Here is a 14,690-nt window from a genome sequence, read left to right on the forward strand (position 1 = left end):
GGAAATTTGTGACAACATCGGCAGTTATTCCGCAGCAGGATCATGCTCAGCAAATCCTGCGGGATATTTTTGGTTATCAGCACTTTCGCCCCGGCCAGCAAACCATCATTCAGGCATCTCTTGACGGACAGGACTGCCTGGTGGTTATGCCAACCGGTGGCGGGAAGTCGCTGTGCTATCAGATCCCTGCGCTGGTTAGCGAAGGTCTGACGCTGGTGGTATCCCCGCTGATCTCCCTGATGAAAGATCAGGTCGATCAGTTACTGGCAAATGGTGTCATGGCTGCCAGCCTTAACTCTTCTCAGACCCGCGAGCAGCAACAGCAAATTTATGCTGACTGTCGGCAGGGGCGGATAAAATTACTGTATGTCGCGCCTGAGCGTCTGATGATGGACAGCTTTCTTGATGCACTTAGCCAGTGGCAACCGGTGATGCTGGCGGTCGATGAAGCCCACTGTATCTCACAATGGGGACATGACTTCCGCCCGGAATATGGTGCGCTTGGGGTATTGCGACAGCGTTTTCCGCAACTGCGGATTATGGCTCTGACCGCGACAGCCGATAACGCGACCCGCCATGATATTCTGCAACAGTTGCAGTTGCAGGACCCGCTGATCCAAATCAGTAGTTTTGACCGCCCGAATATCCGCTATACGCTGCTGGAAAAGTACAAACCGACCGAACAATTACTGCGTTATGTTCAGGATCAGCGCGGTAAGAGCGGTATCATTTATTGTAACAGCCGCGCTAAAGTTGAAGACACGGCAGCACGCTTACAAAGCCGCGGGATCAGTGCCGGTGCCTATCATGCCGGACTGGATGTGCAGCAACGTGCCAGCGTCCAGGAAGCATTTCAGCGTGACGATCTGCAACTGGTAGTGGCTACGGTGGCTTTCGGGATGGGGATTAATAAGCCGAATGTCCGTTTTGTGGTGCATTTTGATATCCCGCGTAATATCGAATCCTATTATCAGGAAACCGGTCGTGCAGGCCGTGACGGTCTGCCTGCTGAAGCGATGATGCTGTATGATCCCGCCGATATGGCCTGGCTGCGACGCTGCCTGGAAGAAAAACCGCCGGGCGCGATGCTGGATATTGAACGCCATAAACTTAATGCGATGGGTGCTTTTGCTGAAGCACAGACCTGCCGCCGTCTGGTACTGCTGAATTACTTTGATGAAGGGCGACAGCAGCCGTGTGGTAACTGCGATATCTGTCTGGACCCGCAGAGGCGTTATGACGGACTGGTGGATGCACAAAAAGCCTTATCCGCTATTTACCGGGCAGGACAACGCTTCGGTATGGGCTATATTGTGGAACTACTGCGTGGTGCGGCCAGCCAGCGTATTAAGGATAACGGACATGATAAATTGCCGGTATACGGCATCGGGCGTGAACAATCCCATGAACATTGGGTCAGTGTATTACGCCAGCTGATCCATCTGGGTCTGGTGACCCAGAACATCAGTCAGCATTCTGCGCTGCAGCTGACCGAGGCGGCCAGACCGGTATTGCGCAGTGAACATCCGCTGATGCTTGCGGTGCCGCGCGTGGTGGCCCTGAAACCCCGCCAGGGAATGAGCAGGGTGCCCGGAGGCAATTATGACCGTAAGTTATTTGCCAGACTCAGGAAATTACGTAAAACCATTGCTGACGAAGAGAGTATTCCCCCTTATGTGGTGTTCAATGACGCGACATTAATCGAAATGGCGGAACTGTTACCGGTTTCCGCTTCTGAAATGCTGAGTGTAAATGGTATTGGTCAGCGAAAACTGGAACGTTTCGGCCAGCCCTTTATGCAGATGATTAAACAACATCTCAGCGATTTGTAATCTGTCCCTGTTTTTCTTTCTTTATCTGAGGAGTTTCCGGCATGTTAATGTCGTTTCTGACTCTGGCGCTTGTGCAGTTGCTGGCACTGATGAGCCCGGGTCCTGATTTCTTTTTTATTTCACAAACTGCCGTCAGCCGTTCTTCACGTGATGCGTTGATGGGGGTTCTCGGTGTGACACTGGGGGTGGCTATCTGGGCAGCGGTGGCACTGCTGGGACTGAATCTGTTGCTGGCAAAAATGGCCTGGCTGCATCAGCTGATTATGCTGGGCGGCGGGCTGTATCTGTTATGGATGGGCTGGCAATTATTATGCTCTGCACGGCGTCAGCATTTACAGCCGGACAGGGTTCAGCCGGCACCGGTGCTGGCGAAGCAGGGGCGAACGTTCCTCAAGGGGTTACTGACTAACTTGTCGAATCCAAAAGTTGTGATCTATTTTGGCAGTGTTTTTTCGCTGTTTGTCGGTGATGATGTCAGCACTATGCAGCGCTGGGGCATTTATGCACTGATCCTGCTGGAAACACTGGGGTGGTTTACACTGGTAGCGACGGTATTTGCCTTACCATGGATGCGCCGCAAATATCAGCAACTGGCGAAATGGCTGGATGGTGCCGGCGGAATACTGTTTACAGCCTTTGGCCTGCACTTAATCATATCCGGTTAAACCCGCTGCCGGGCCGTGAAGGTACGGACCCGGCAGATAATTAATGGCTGTGTCGTGCAGTTGCCAGTACGACCCCGATAGCAATAAAAACACTGCCAAAAATACGGTTCAGTAACTGCATTTGATGCGGGCCACGTATCCAGCGTGAAATACGGGTCGACAGTAACGCGTAACCCTGCATGACCAGAATATCCACACTGATAGTGGTCAGGCCCAGCACCAGATATTGCAGCATTTGGGGCTGATGGGGAATGATAAACTGTGGAAACAGCGCTGCCAGAAACACAATACTTTTCGGATTGGTCAGATTTACCAGCACCGCCCGTTTAAATACTCTGCCGCGGGATGTTGCTTTCGCCACCGCATTCAGGTCAATAGCACCTTTGGTTCTCCATTGCTGTATCCCTAACCAGATAAGATAAGCAGCACCGGCCCATTTCAGGATTTCAAAAGCGATTAATGAATGAGAAAATAAAGCACCAAGGCCGATACCGACTAACAGAATATGGGTGGCGAGGCCAACTTGTAATCCGGCAATAGAAATCTGAGTGCCCCTGAAACCATGGCTGATACCGGTACTCATGGTATTAATGGCTCCGGAACCAGGGGAAAGGCTTAACAGGGTAGTGGTCAGCAGGTAGGTGATCCACCAGTCAAAGGTCATTGATGTCGCTCCAGTCTTCAGCAGAGAAACAACAGAATACGTTATAATTCCATCAGACGATACCGGGATTTCAGCCGTTTTCCAGACCACAGAAAACGCCGAAGGGAGAGTAATGAAACAGCTTACGCAACGCTGGTTGCACCGTGAAAAAGAGTTTTCGGCGTTTGTTACCGGTCCTTTGCTCCACTTCTGGCGTCGCCGCCAGGAGAAATCATTTACCGGCACTGGCGGGCTGAATATCCGCTATGTCAGTTTCACATCCCCGCAACACCATAAAGCGATTATGGTTTCCCCCGGGCGGATTGAGAGTTACGTCAAATACCCTGAAGTGGCTTATGATCTGTTTCAGTGTGGCTACGATGTCTTTATTATCGATCACCGGGGGCAGGGCTTATCGGACCGTATGCTGGAAGATACCCATCGCGGGCACGTAGAGAATTTTTCTGACTACGTGGATGACCTGCATAAGTTCTGGCAGATCACTCTTTCCGATACGCGTTATCAGCAAAAGTTTGCGCTATCCCATTCTATGGGGGGCGCGATTCTGGCATTGTTACTGCGCCGTCACCCTGAACTGGTTGATGCAGCAGCATTACTGGCTCCGATGTTTGGCATAGTGCTGCCGATGCCTGAGTGGATGGCAGAACGAATTCTTAACTGGACCGAAACCCGGTCGGGATTACGTGAAGGGTTTGCTCTGGGTACGGGGCGCTGGCATGCGCCGCCCTTTGCCGTAAATACGCTGACCCACAGCCGGGTCCGCTACCAGCGTAACTTACGTTTTTATGCTGATGAACCGGCATTACAGGTCGGCGGGCCGACGGCACACTGGGTACGGGAAAGTCTTAATGCCGGACATGAAATTCTGCGCGATGCTGCACAGATCACTACACCGATGCTGATCATTCAGGCCGAAGAAGATCTGGTGGTGGAAAATCAGGCGCAGGATCAATTCTGTGAATTACGACGGCTTGCGGGGACCCCTTGTGAAGGGGAAGCGCCGCAGGTTATCAGTGGTGCACGCCATGAAATATTATTCGAAAAAGATGAAATGCGGGCGCGGGCACTGAATCTTGCGGTCAGCTATTTTGACCGGTTTGGATGTTAATCATCGACGATAGCCATACCTTACCTCCGGAAACTCCGGTCTGACGTTAATTAAAGAGGTTTTCATGTACCATATTGTTGCTTCCGACCTGGATGGAACGCTACTTTCTCCTGATCACTCTTTGTCTGCTTACACCCGTGATACCTTGCAGAAGTTAACCCGTAAAGGGGTTCATTTTGTGTTTGCTACCGGCCGCCATCATATTGATGTCGCGCAGATGCGGCAGAAGCTGGGTATCGAAGCTTATATGATCACGTCGAACGGAGCGAGGGTACATGACCTTGCGGGTAACCTGATTTTTGCCCATAACCTGGACCCGGCGATTGCGTCAGAGCTGTACCGCCTGAAATATACCTCGGATGATATTCTGACTCAGGTTTATCGCAATGATGACTGGTATATCAGTCGGCATAGCGAAAAAGAGCGTGAATTCCTCCGTGAGTCGGAGTTTAATTATCAGATATTTCAGCCTGACGGGCTGGCGACTGATGGTATCAGTAAAGTCTTTTTTACCTGTGATCAGCATCAGACACTGGCTGAGCTTGAGCTGGCGATTATTGCCCGCTGGGGCGACCGGGTTAATGTGAGTTTCTCCCTGCCCGGCTGTCTGGAAGTGATGGCCGGAGGTGTCTCAAAAGGCCATGCGCTGGATGAAGTGGCAAGACGGTTAGGTTATAACCTGCAGGACTGTATCGCGTTTGGTGACGGGATGAACGATAAAGAAATGCTGAGCATGGCAGGCAAAGGCTGCATTATGCAAAATGCCCATCAGCGGCTACCTTCGCTGCTGACCGGGCTGGAAGTGATTGGCAGTAATGCGGAAGATGCGGTTCCCCGTTATTTAGAAAAGCAGTACAGCGACTGATCCTTCCTGCCATCGCCCGGGCAAGTCCTGACCGGACTGTCCGGGCGATAGAGTGCCTCTCCGCAGTATGATTTTTATGATATCAGTTGCTGTTTATGGCGTTTTTCACTCAGCGTGGTTAACAGCAGCAGTAATACTGCCAGTATACAGCCGGCAATCATGACCATAAAACCGCCATTCCAGCCAAAAAAATCCACCGTATAACCAACAATTGCACTGGCGGCAACCGATCCGCCAAGGTAACCAAACAGACCGGTAAATCCGGCGGCGGTGCCCGCTGCTTTTTTGGGTGCCAGCTCCAGCGCATGCAGACCAATCAGCATCACCGGTCCGTAGATCAGAAAACCAATCACCACCATACAGGCCATATCAATGCCGGGGTTGCCGGGCGGGTTAAGCCAGTAAATAAGAGTGGCAATGGTCACCAGTGTCATAAAAAAGACGCCGGTGATCCCGCGGTTACCTTTGAAAATTTTATCTGACATCCAGCCGCACAACAGCGTTCCCGGAATACCGGCATATTCATACAGGAAGTAGGCCCAGGATGATTTATCCAGTGAAAAATTTTTAACTTCTTTCAGGTAGGTCGGAGACCAGTCGAGAATACCGTAGCGCAGTAAATACACGAAGACATTGGCCAGCGCGATGTACCACAGTAATTTATTGGGCAGGATATATTGCGTAAAGATTTGCCGGGCGGTTAATTCAACTTCATGTTTCTCGTTATAGTCTGCGGGATAGTCATTTTTGTAGGCTTCTATCGGGGGTAATCCGCATGACTGCGGGGTATCACGCATTAATCCATAGGCCAGCAAGGCTACGCCGATAGCGGCAATCGCCGGCATATATAATGCGGCCTTCCAGTCATTAAACCAGGCCATCCCCAGCAGAAATAGCAGCGGAGGCAGGCCTCCGCCGACGTTATGTGCACAGTTCCATACGGAGACAATGCCTCCCCTTTCTTTCTGTGACCACCAATGGACCATGGTCCGGCCGCAGGGAGGCCAGCCCATCCCCTGAAACCAGCCACAGATAAACAGCAGCACAAACATAATCATAATACCGGATGTCGCCAGCGGGACAAATCCCATAACCAGCATGACGACTGCTGCCATTATCAGTCCTGCGGGTAAAAATACACGCGGGTTCGACCGATCAGATACTGAACCCATAATGAATTTAGAAAACCCATAGGCAATCGAAATTCCGGATAAGGCAAAACCCAGATCGCCGCGGGAAAAACCCTGCTCGATCAGATAAGGCATAGCCAGGGTAAAGTTTTTACGAACCAGGTAATAAGCGGCGTAACCAAAGAAAATCCCGATAAAAATTTGCCAGCGCAGGCGACGATATAACGGATCGATGGCGGCCGGATCTGCCGGTGAAATATGGGGTGCGGGTTTAAACAGACTCAGCATTAACGTCCCTCCGGGAGAAAGCATTCCTTAAGTGTGGGCTGGCAATGGATAAGAATTTTCCGTCCTGCCAGCAGGATACCGGCCTCAGGGTAGCTTTCGTGACGGGAATTACCTTGACTGAGTACACAGATGTTACAAATTAATGACAATTTATAGGTGTTTATAAGATGTCAGGGAAACCTGAGTCTCGTATCCGCCACTTTTCATGTTGACCGGCAACCGAGTCGCTGGCCGGATCACTCGTGGTTGCATACGTCGTTTTCGCCGGCAGGGAAATATTTCGCCGGAGGGATTCAGAGTGCCGGATTTCTCTGACCTGCCGGCCGTGAAGCATCACGGACAAAAGGCAACTGTTCACAGGCGTGCTGCCGTGCAGAACGGATAAATGCCTCGGTCACTGGCTGACGTTGTTCACCGTCGCGTACCGCCGCATACAAACGGCTCCACAAACCTTCTCCGGGGGTTTTTGTGATAATCAGCTGCTGGCGTTCAAAACTTTCTACTACCCAGTGTGGTAACGCAGCAATACCCATTTTTGCAGCCACCATCTGAATCAGCAGCAAAGTATTATCAACACTTTTTAATGCCAGACTGATACCGGCAGGTTGCAGGAAATGTCGCCAGATATCCAGACGCTGACGCTGAACCGGATAAATCAGCAGAGTTTCGGTGCTAAGATCTTCAGGAGTAATAACGTCTTTTTTCGCCAGCGGATGGTCTGGTGCCATCACCAGCCGGACTTCAAAATCAAATAATGGTGAATAGTGCAATCCGCTGCGTGGCAGGATATCGGAGGTCAGTACAATATCCAGTTCGCCCTGTTGTAATGCGGGCTGCGGATCAAAGGTAACACCGGATTTGAAATCGACCGCGACCCGCGGCCAGTTGCTGCCAAAAATATCCAGTGCCGGAGTCAGCCATTGAATACAGCTATGACATTCAATCGCAATTCGTAGCGTCGTCTGTTGGGGCTCATGACAGGATTGCAGTGCCTGCTGGATCTGAGGCAGGACCTGATCTGCCAGTTGCAGCAGTGTTTCCCCCTGTGGTGTAAAACGTAAAGGCTGACTTTTCCGGACAAACAGCCGGAAACCGAGACGCTGCTCAAGGTCACTGAACTGATGAGAAAGAGCAGACTGGGTCTGATGTAAGTGTGCTGCGGCACCTGCCAGCGAGCCGGTTGTTCTGAGGGCCTGTAGGGTTTTCAGGTGCTTAATCTCGATCATGAGACGCCTTCATAGTGATGTTGAATTATTTGCGCTTGTGGATACAACAGTACCTGCAGATTATGGATGTGTAAACATCTGGACGGCTAAACATCTGAAAAATATTCTCAGCAACCTGTGACTTCCGGCAGGCGGGTGAATAATGGTACTGCTGCCATGGGCCCGGGGCTGAGACAGCGTCTTTCACTGACAGGAACTTATGCCATGACAATTCAGAATCACACATTAGGATTTCCGCGGATCGGCCTGGGACGCGAACTGAAAAAAGCTCAGGAAAGCTACTGGGCAGGTAAGTCCGGACAACAGGAGCTACTGGCAACCGGGCGTGAGCTCCGGGTGCGTCATTGGCAACAACAGAAGGATGCCGGGGTTGACTATATTCCTGTCGGTGATTTCGCATGGTATGACCATGTGCTGACAACCAGCCTGATGCTGGGTAATGTACCCGCCCGCCATCAGAGTGCGGACGGTCAGACAGACCTGGATACCTTATTCCGTATTGCCCGAGGCCGGGCGCCGACTGGTGAACCCGCCGCAGCGGCAGAAATGACGAAGTGGTTTAATACCAACTATCACTACATCGTGCCTGAATTTACCCGTGGTCAGACATTCACTCTGGCCTGGACCCAGTTACTGGACGAAGTGGATGAAGCACTGGCGCTGGGTTACCAGGTTAAGCCGGTCCTGCTGGGGCCGGTTACCTATCTGTGGCTGGGCAAAGTAAAAGGGGAAGTGTTTGATCGCCTGACGTTACTGCAGGATATTCTGCCGGTATACCAACAGGTACTTGCGGCGCTGGCTGAACGGGGTATTGACTGGGTACAGATTGATGAACCTGCGTTATCGCTGGAGTTACCGGCCAAATGGCTGAACGCTTTTAGCGAAGCTTATCAGGCATTGCAGGGTCATACCCGGCTGTTGCTGACGACCTATTTTGACAGTATCAGCCAGAACCTGTCGGTCATCCGACAATTACCTGTACAGGGATTGCATGTCGATCTGGTACACGGCCATGATGATATTCAGTGTATTCATAAGCAATTACCGATCGGCTGGCTATTGTCCGTCGGTGTCATTAACGGACGCAATGTATGGCGTGCCGACCTTAGCCGCTGGTTTGACCAGCTACAGCCTCTGGCCGCACAACGTGAAAATTTGTGGATAGGCACTTCATGCTCTTTATTGCACAGTCCGATTGATCTGAGTACTGAGACCCGGCTGGATGATGATGTGAAAAGCTGGTTTTCTTTTGCGGTACAGAAATGTGACGAACTGTCGCTGCTGAGTCATGCCCTGAAGAGTAACGATCCGCTTGCTCTGGAAAGCCACAGTGCGCCGATCCGCGCCCGTGAACAATCATCACGGGTACATAATCAGGCAGTCGCTGACCGTTTACATGCTATTCACTCACGGGACAGCGAACGTCAGCACCATTACCCGATCCGCGCGGCAGCACAGCGGCAACGTTTCAGTTTACCGGCCTGGCCAACAACGACGATTGGTTCATTCCCCCAGACGACGGAGATCCGCAGCCTGCGGCTGGATTTCAGGCAGGGACGACTGGACAGCCATCACTACCGGACCGGTATTTCTGAACATATCCGGCAGGCCATTGCTGAGCAGGAACGGCTGGGACTGGATGTGCTGGTGCACGGTGAAGCCGAACGTAATGATATGGTGGAATATTTCGGCGAACAGCTGGACGGTTTTGCTTTTACGCGGAATGGCTGGGTACAAAGCTATGGTTCACGTTGCGTCAAGCCGCCGATCATTATCGGCGATATCAGTCGCCCGCAGCCTGTGACGGTTGAGTGGGCCACCTATGCCCAGTCCCTGACTGATAAACCCGTAAAAGGGATGCTTACCGGCCCGGTCACTATCCTCTGCTGGTCATTTCCGCGTGAAGATGTGAGCCGTGAAACTATCGCCAGGCAGATTGCGCTGGCGTTACGTGATGAAGTTGCCGATCTGGAAAATGCCGGTATTGGGATTATTCAGATTGATGAGCCTGCATTACGTGAAGGCCTGCCATTGCACGATTCTGACCGTGCAGCGTATCTGGCCTGGGCAGTTAATGCCTTCCGCTTAATGGCCGCTGTTGCTGATGACGCTACCCAGATCCATACCCATATGTGTTATTGCGAGTTTAATGACATTATGGCTGCGATTGCTGCCCTGGATGCAGATGTCATCACCATCGAGACCTCGCGTTCCGATATGGAACTGCTGGAATCTTTTGAAGAGTTTGAATATCCGAATGAAATCGGACCGGGGGTCTACGATATCCATTCCCCGAATATCCCTGATGTGGCCGGTATCGAAAATCTGCTGCGTAAAGCGGCAAAATATATTCCGGCGCAGCGGCTATGGGTGAATCCGGATTGCGGACTAAAAACCCGTGGCTGGACTGAAACCCGTCAGGCGTTGGAAAATATGGTAACAGCAGCCAGAAATTTACGTCGCCAGTCAGCGTGATCCGCTGCCGGCTTCTCTGTGAAAGCTATCCCCGGGGACAATCAGCGCCCCGGGTGACAGGAGAGATTAACGTCCTTTTTTCTTTCTGCCCGGCTGAGTAAAACGCTTACGGGCTGCAGGTTTAGCTGCCGGTTTGTCCGCAGATTTTTGTGCTGGGCCATTTTTTTTCGCGGCAGGTTTCCCTTTGGGTTTGCCCTTATTTTCGGCAGGATCAAGGGATGAAGAGTGCTCAATCAGTCGGAACAGCTCGATCAGCTCATCATCCGTAAAATCACGCCACTCACCGGGAGGCAGCCCTTTCAGGCTGACATTCATGATCCGCACCCGCTCAAGTTTGGTGACTTCAAAACCGAAATGCTTACACATCCGGCGGATCTGACGGTTAAGTCCCTGTACCAGTGTGATACGAAACACCATCGGCGCTTCTTTCTTCACTTTACATTTTTTAGTGACCGTACCCAGCATCGGCACACCGGCTGCCATACCCTGAATAAACTCATCGGTGATCGGTTTGTTTACCGTAACCACATACTCTTTTTCGTGATCGTTACCGGCGCGCAGTATTTTATTGACCAGGTCACCGTGGTTGGTCAGGAAAATCAGCCCCTGAGAATCTTTATCCAGACGACCTATCGGGAATACCCGTTTGCTGTGATTCACGAAATCGACAATATTATCTTTTTCGCTTTCTTCGGTAGTACTGATAATACCGGTCGGCTTATTGAGGGCGATCAGGACTAAATCTTCCTCGTTACGCGGCTCAATCAGCTGGCCGTTAACTTTCACCACGTCTCCGGCATACACCTGGTCACCGACAGCAGCACGTTTACCGTTAATAAACACGTTACCTTGCTCAATAAAACGGTCAGCATCGCGGCGAGAGCAAATACCGCTCTCACTGATGTATTTGTTCAGTCGGGTCGATGAGTTGGTCAGCATGAATTCTCCGAAAAAAGCGGACTATACCTCAGCCGGACGATGCTTAACATACTCAGTTTTACTCTCAGGGGGCTGAGGATGATGAAAACAGGCTCCCGCGATAAGCACGATATAGTACCGGACTGGATTTGTCCGGTACTATATCGTGCTGGTGGCTGAAAGGTTATTTTTTACCTGTCGTGACCTGCAACTGCGTACGGGTGGAACATGCCAGGATATTGCCTTTTTTACAGGCCATCCGTGCATATTTTAATGCGGTCCGTGGGTCTTTGGTCACACCGTGTCCATACCGGTACATATTGGCCAGATACAGCATCGCGTTACCGTCTCCGGCATCAGCGCCTTTCTGATACCACTGGCGGGCAGTGTCATAATTTTGCGGCACACCATAGCCATTCTCGTACAGGTGCCCGATAGCCTGATTCGCATCTGCTGACTGCAGCGCCAGTCCTTTCTGATAAAATTTCAGGGCTATTGGGTAGTTATCCCCGCCGCGTAACTCATAGACGGATCCTGCGGCAATACACTCAGCGGCCATGCCGGTATCACATTGGCTGATATGCTGTTGCAGTAGCTGTTGGTCAGGATAATCGCTGCTGCCGCCGGTAAACATACCATCAAAAAAGTTACCCAGGGTGCTGCACCCGGTCAGTGTCAGTACTGTCATACAGAGAATCAGCGTTTTTTTCATATCGTTTTCCTGTCTGTGACCGTAATGAACGTTCCCTGTATCGGGAAACGGCCGGTATTCAGTCACTCTGAGTGTATCCCGGATAAAAGATGCTGCCTTCGGGGCCGTTCTGAATTTTTATCAGCCGTCCGCTCTGCGACGGGTTTTGTTAATGCATTTTATTGAAAATTATCAATATCCAGAAAATTCTATTTGCGAAACACATCCCGCATTTATCTGCCTTTGTATGTAATACCATTTTTTTATATTGATTCCCGTCACATAAAATGCCGGTGGTTCACGTACAATTGGGACATCATCCACTGTAGTTATCGAGGTTACTATGTCGCAACCTGAAGTTTTCCATCTCGGACTGGCTAAAGCTGACCTTCAGGGAGCCACCCTGGCGATTGTTCCGGGTGATCCTGAACGGGTAAAAAAGATAGCGGAGCTGATGGACAATCCCCGCCAGCTGGCCGCACACCGTGAATTCACCAGCTGGATTGCTTTTATTGAAGGTAAGCCGGTTATTATTTGTTCTACCGGTATTGGCGGCCCGTCCACCTCTATCGCGGTGGAAGAACTGGCCCAGTTAGGGATACGTACTTTTTTACGGGTAGGGACAACAGGCGCGATTCAGCCGCATATTCATGTCGGTGATGTGCTGGTTACCACCGCTTCTGTCCGGCTGGACGGGGCGAGTCTCCACTTTGCGCCGCTGGAGTTCCCTGCGGTAGCTGATTTTACCTGTACCACAGCTCTGGCGGAGGCTGCCCGTCATGCCGGTGCAACTACCCATATCGGGGTTACTGCATCCTCAGATACGTTTTACCCGGGCCAGGAACGTTATGACACCTTCTCAGGAAGAGTGGTGAAATCTTTCCGCGGATCGATGGAAGAGTGGCAGTCGATGGGAGTGCTGAACTATGAAATGGAGTCAGCCACCTTACTGACCATGTGTGCCAGCCAGGGCCTGAGAGCAGGTATGATCGCCGGGGTAATTGTAAACCGCACCCAGAAAGAGATCCCTGACAGTGCCACCATGAAAAAAACCGAAAGTCAGGCGGTACAGATCGTAGTAAACGCAGCCAAATCGTTGTTATAACTCTTCTTATACGGGGTTGCGTTATCCGGAGGATAGCGCAACCGGCATCTTATCTCCGCGAAAATTATCTGGACATCTATACAGTGCGACTCTACCTTTCCTTTAACAGTGTGTTAAGCGGGGAAACGGGTGGATACGCAACTTATTATTTCAGGATGTCTGCTGCTGGGTGGTGCCGGTCTTGGCTGGCTGGTCGCTGTACTTCGGTCGGGCCATCAACTGGCGGCCTATGCTGCTGAACAGCGGGTCAGGCAGGAAACGGTCGATCAGTTACAGCAGGTTCTGGGTTCAGAGCAGCAGTCCGGCCGGCAGAAAGATCTCGAACTCCGGCAGTTACATGGCACGGTTGCCGCACAGCAGGAAAAACTGCAACAGCTGACATACTGGCGTGAACAGAGTGAACAACTCAGCCAGGAACTGCGCCATCAGGCGGATATCTATCGGGCGCAGGAAGCCGAACTGCGTGAAGTGACTACCCGGCTGGAGGACACCCGGCTGGCGGCCGAAGAAAAACAGCGTGTACTGATCAACAGCGAACAGCGACTGGCGGCACAATTCGAAAATCTGGCCGGCCGCATTTTCGAACACAGCGGCCGCCGTTTCGATGAGCAAAACCGGCAAAGTCTGCAGGGTCTGCTGACACCCCTGCGGGAACAGCTGGACGGCTTCCGGCGGCAGATTAATGACAGTTTTAGCAGTGAGGCCCGTGAGCGGCATACGCTTACACATGAAATCCGTCAGTTACAAAAACTGAATAGTCAAATGGCTCAGGAAGCCGTTAACCTGACCCGCGCCCTGAAAGGGGATAATAAAACCCAGGGGAACTGGGGGGAGGTTATCCTGGCGCGTGTGCTGGAAGCATCAGGACTGCGGGAAGGCTATGAATATGAGACTCAGGTCAGCATTCAGCGTAATGACGGGCGTTATCAGCCTGATGTTATTGTGCATTTGCCGCAGAATAAGGATGTGGTAATTGACGCTAAAATGACACTGGTGGCCTATGAGCGCTATTTTAACGCCGAAGATGACCTGCTACGTGAACAGGCGGCGCGTGAGCATATCTCCGCAATGCGTAATCACCTGCGGTTACTCAGCCGTAAAGATTACCAGCAACTGCCCGGAGTAAAATCGCTGGATTATGTCTTAATGTTTATTCCGGTCGAACCGGCGTTTTTACTGGCACTGGACAGAGAGCCTGAGCTGGTTAATGAGGCACTGCAACAGAACATTATGCTGGTCAGTCCGACGACGCTGTTGGTGGCCTTACGGACCATCAGTAATCTCTGGCGTTATGAACATCAAAGCCAGAATGCGCGGGATATTGCAGAAAAAGCCGGCAGGCTATATGACAAAATGCGCTTGTTTGTCGACGATATGCAGAGCATGGGCAACCATCTTGATAAAGCCCGCGACAGCTACCAGCAATCGATGAAAAAACTGACCGAAGGGCGGGGCAATCTGGTAGCAAGGGCTGAGGCTTTTCGCCATATGGGGGTGGAAGTCCGGCGACCGATAGATCCGAAAATAACCGCGAAAGCCCTTTCATTTGATTTACCACCAGAAGATGACCCGCAGGACGGCGAAAGCACTCTGGCCGGCCTGCAGAATACGTGGGACAATAAGGCCCCTCCGGGGAATAGCTGAATAGTGGTGGCGTAACGTGCCTGGCCTTCGGGAGTCTGGTACACTTCAGACAGTATTGATTACAGAGCAGGTAATACCG

12 protein-coding genes are annotated in these 14,690 nt (G+C 51.5%); 7 read left to right on the top strand and 5 right to left on the bottom strand.

The window, feature by feature from the left end; genetic code table 11:
* Positions 1–8 precede the first annotated feature (8 nt).
* Both recQ and rhtC read left to right on the top strand, forming a co-directional pair.
* Positions 9–1,832: an ATP-dependent DNA helicase RecQ gene (recQ, locus tag JK211_RS08265; RefSeq protein ID WP_212708204.1), complete on the top strand. Its 1,824-nt coding sequence runs from the start codon at positions 9–11 to the stop codon at positions 1,830–1,832.
* A gap of 41 nt (positions 1,833–1,873) precedes the next feature.
* On the top strand, positions 1,874–2,497 hold the full coding sequence (gene rhtC / locus JK211_RS08270) for a threonine export protein RhtC (RefSeq protein WP_212708205.1): 624 nt from the start codon (positions 1,874–1,876) through the stop codon (positions 2,495–2,497).
* 40 nt (positions 2,498–2,537) lie between these two features.
* On the opposite strand, the gene rhtB is transcribed toward rhtC, so the two are convergent.
* The gene (rhtB, locus tag JK211_RS08275) at positions 2,538–3,161 is read right to left on the bottom strand and encodes a homoserine/homoserine lactone efflux protein (protein ID WP_212708206.1); all 624 of its coding nucleotides are present in this window, start codon (positions 3,159–3,161) and stop codon (positions 2,538–2,540) included.
* A gap of 112 nt (positions 3,162–3,273) precedes the next feature.
* Here rhtB and pldB point away from each other — a divergent pair, with 112 nt between their 5' ends.
* Complete coding sequence (gene pldB / locus JK211_RS08280; RefSeq protein ID WP_212708207.1) at positions 3,274–4,269, top strand: lysophospholipase L2; 996 nt, start codon at positions 3,274–3,276, stop codon at positions 4,267–4,269.
* Between the two features lie 64 nt (positions 4,270–4,333).
* Positions 4,334–5,134, top strand: a complete 801-nt coding sequence (yigL, locus tag JK211_RS08285) for a sugar/pyridoxal phosphate phosphatase YigL (RefSeq protein WP_212708208.1) — start codon at positions 4,334–4,336, stop codon at positions 5,132–5,134.
* A gap of 74 nt (positions 5,135–5,208) precedes the next feature.
* Here the strand turns inward: yigL and glpT are convergent, their stop codons facing one another.
* Together glpT and metR are read right to left on the bottom strand one after the other, a co-directional pair.
* Positions 5,209–6,552, bottom strand: coding sequence for a glycerol-3-phosphate transporter (gene glpT / locus JK211_RS08290; protein WP_212708209.1), 1,344 nt, complete (start codon positions 6,550–6,552; stop codon positions 5,209–5,211).
* 293 nt (positions 6,553–6,845) lie between these two features.
* Positions 6,846–7,778, bottom strand: a complete 933-nt coding sequence (gene metR / locus JK211_RS08295; RefSeq protein WP_212708210.1) for an HTH-type transcriptional regulator MetR — start codon at positions 7,776–7,778, stop codon at positions 6,846–6,848.
* Positions 7,779–7,982: 204 nt separating this feature from the next.
* Between metR and metE the strand changes: the two genes are divergently transcribed.
* Positions 7,983–10,253: a 5-methyltetrahydropteroyltriglutamate--homocysteine S-methyltransferase gene (gene metE, locus JK211_RS08300; protein ID WP_212708211.1), complete on the top strand. Its 2,271-nt coding sequence runs from the start codon at positions 7,983–7,985 to the stop codon at positions 10,251–10,253.
* Between the two features lie 66 nt (positions 10,254–10,319).
* On the opposite strand, the gene rluF is transcribed toward metE, so the two are convergent.
* Both rluF and JK211_RS08310 read right to left on the bottom strand, forming a co-directional pair.
* Positions 10,320–11,192: a 23S rRNA pseudouridine(2604) synthase RluF gene (gene rluF / locus JK211_RS08305; protein WP_212708212.1), complete on the bottom strand. Its 873-nt coding sequence runs from the start codon at positions 11,190–11,192 to the stop codon at positions 10,320–10,322.
* Between the two features lie 163 nt (positions 11,193–11,355).
* Positions 11,356–11,883, bottom strand: coding sequence for a tetratricopeptide repeat protein (locus tag JK211_RS08310; protein ID WP_212708213.1), 528 nt, complete (start codon positions 11,881–11,883; stop codon positions 11,356–11,358).
* A gap of 322 nt (positions 11,884–12,205) precedes the next feature.
* On the opposite strand from JK211_RS08310, the gene udp reads away from it, so the two are divergent.
* Complete coding sequence (udp, locus tag JK211_RS08315) at positions 12,206–12,967, top strand: uridine phosphorylase (RefSeq protein ID WP_212708214.1); 762 nt, start codon at positions 12,206–12,208, stop codon at positions 12,965–12,967.
* Between the two features lie 129 nt (positions 12,968–13,096).
* Positions 13,097–14,611 carry a DNA recombination protein RmuC gene (gene rmuC / locus JK211_RS08320; protein ID WP_212708215.1) on the top strand — a complete coding sequence of 505 codons (1,515 nt, stop codon included), beginning with the start codon at positions 13,097–13,099 and terminating at the stop codon, positions 14,609–14,611.
* Positions 14,612–14,690 lie beyond the last annotated feature (79 nt).

The organism is Tatumella sp. JGM130 (assembly GCF_018257525.1).
Lineage (GTDB): Bacteria > Pseudomonadota > Gammaproteobacteria > Enterobacterales > Enterobacteriaceae > Tatumella > Tatumella punctata.

Excerpts from the sequence above, each read along its gene's own strand:
- glpT (WP_212708209.1), bottom strand. The coding sequence starts at position 6,552 with ATGCTGAGTCTGTTTAAACCCGCACCCCATATTTCACCGGCAGATCCG.
- rhtB (WP_212708206.1), bottom strand. The coding sequence starts at position 3,161 with ATGACCTTTGACTGGTGGATCACCTACCTGCTGACCACTACCCTGTTA.
- rluF (WP_212708212.1), bottom strand. The coding sequence starts at position 11,192 with ATGCTGACCAACTCATCGACCCGACTGAACAAATACATCAGTGAGAGC.
- metE (WP_212708211.1), top strand. The coding sequence starts at position 7,983 with ATGACAATTCAGAATCACACATTAGGATTTCCGCGGATCGGCCTGGGA.
- pldB (WP_212708207.1), top strand. The coding sequence starts at position 3,274 with ATGAAACAGCTTACGCAACGCTGGTTGCACCGTGAAAAAGAGTTTTCG.
- udp (WP_212708214.1), top strand. The coding sequence starts at position 12,206 with ATGTCGCAACCTGAAGTTTTCCATCTCGGACTGGCTAAAGCTGACCTT.
- yigL (WP_212708208.1), top strand. The coding sequence starts at position 4,334 with ATGTACCATATTGTTGCTTCCGACCTGGATGGAACGCTACTTTCTCCT.
- metR (WP_212708210.1), bottom strand. The coding sequence starts at position 7,778 with ATGATCGAGATTAAGCACCTGAAAACCCTACAGGCCCTCAGAACAACC.
- rhtC (WP_212708205.1), top strand. The coding sequence starts at position 1,874 with ATGTTAATGTCGTTTCTGACTCTGGCGCTTGTGCAGTTGCTGGCACTG.
- JK211_RS08310 (WP_212708213.1), bottom strand. The coding sequence starts at position 11,883 with ATGAAAAAAACGCTGATTCTCTGTATGACAGTACTGACACTGACCGGG.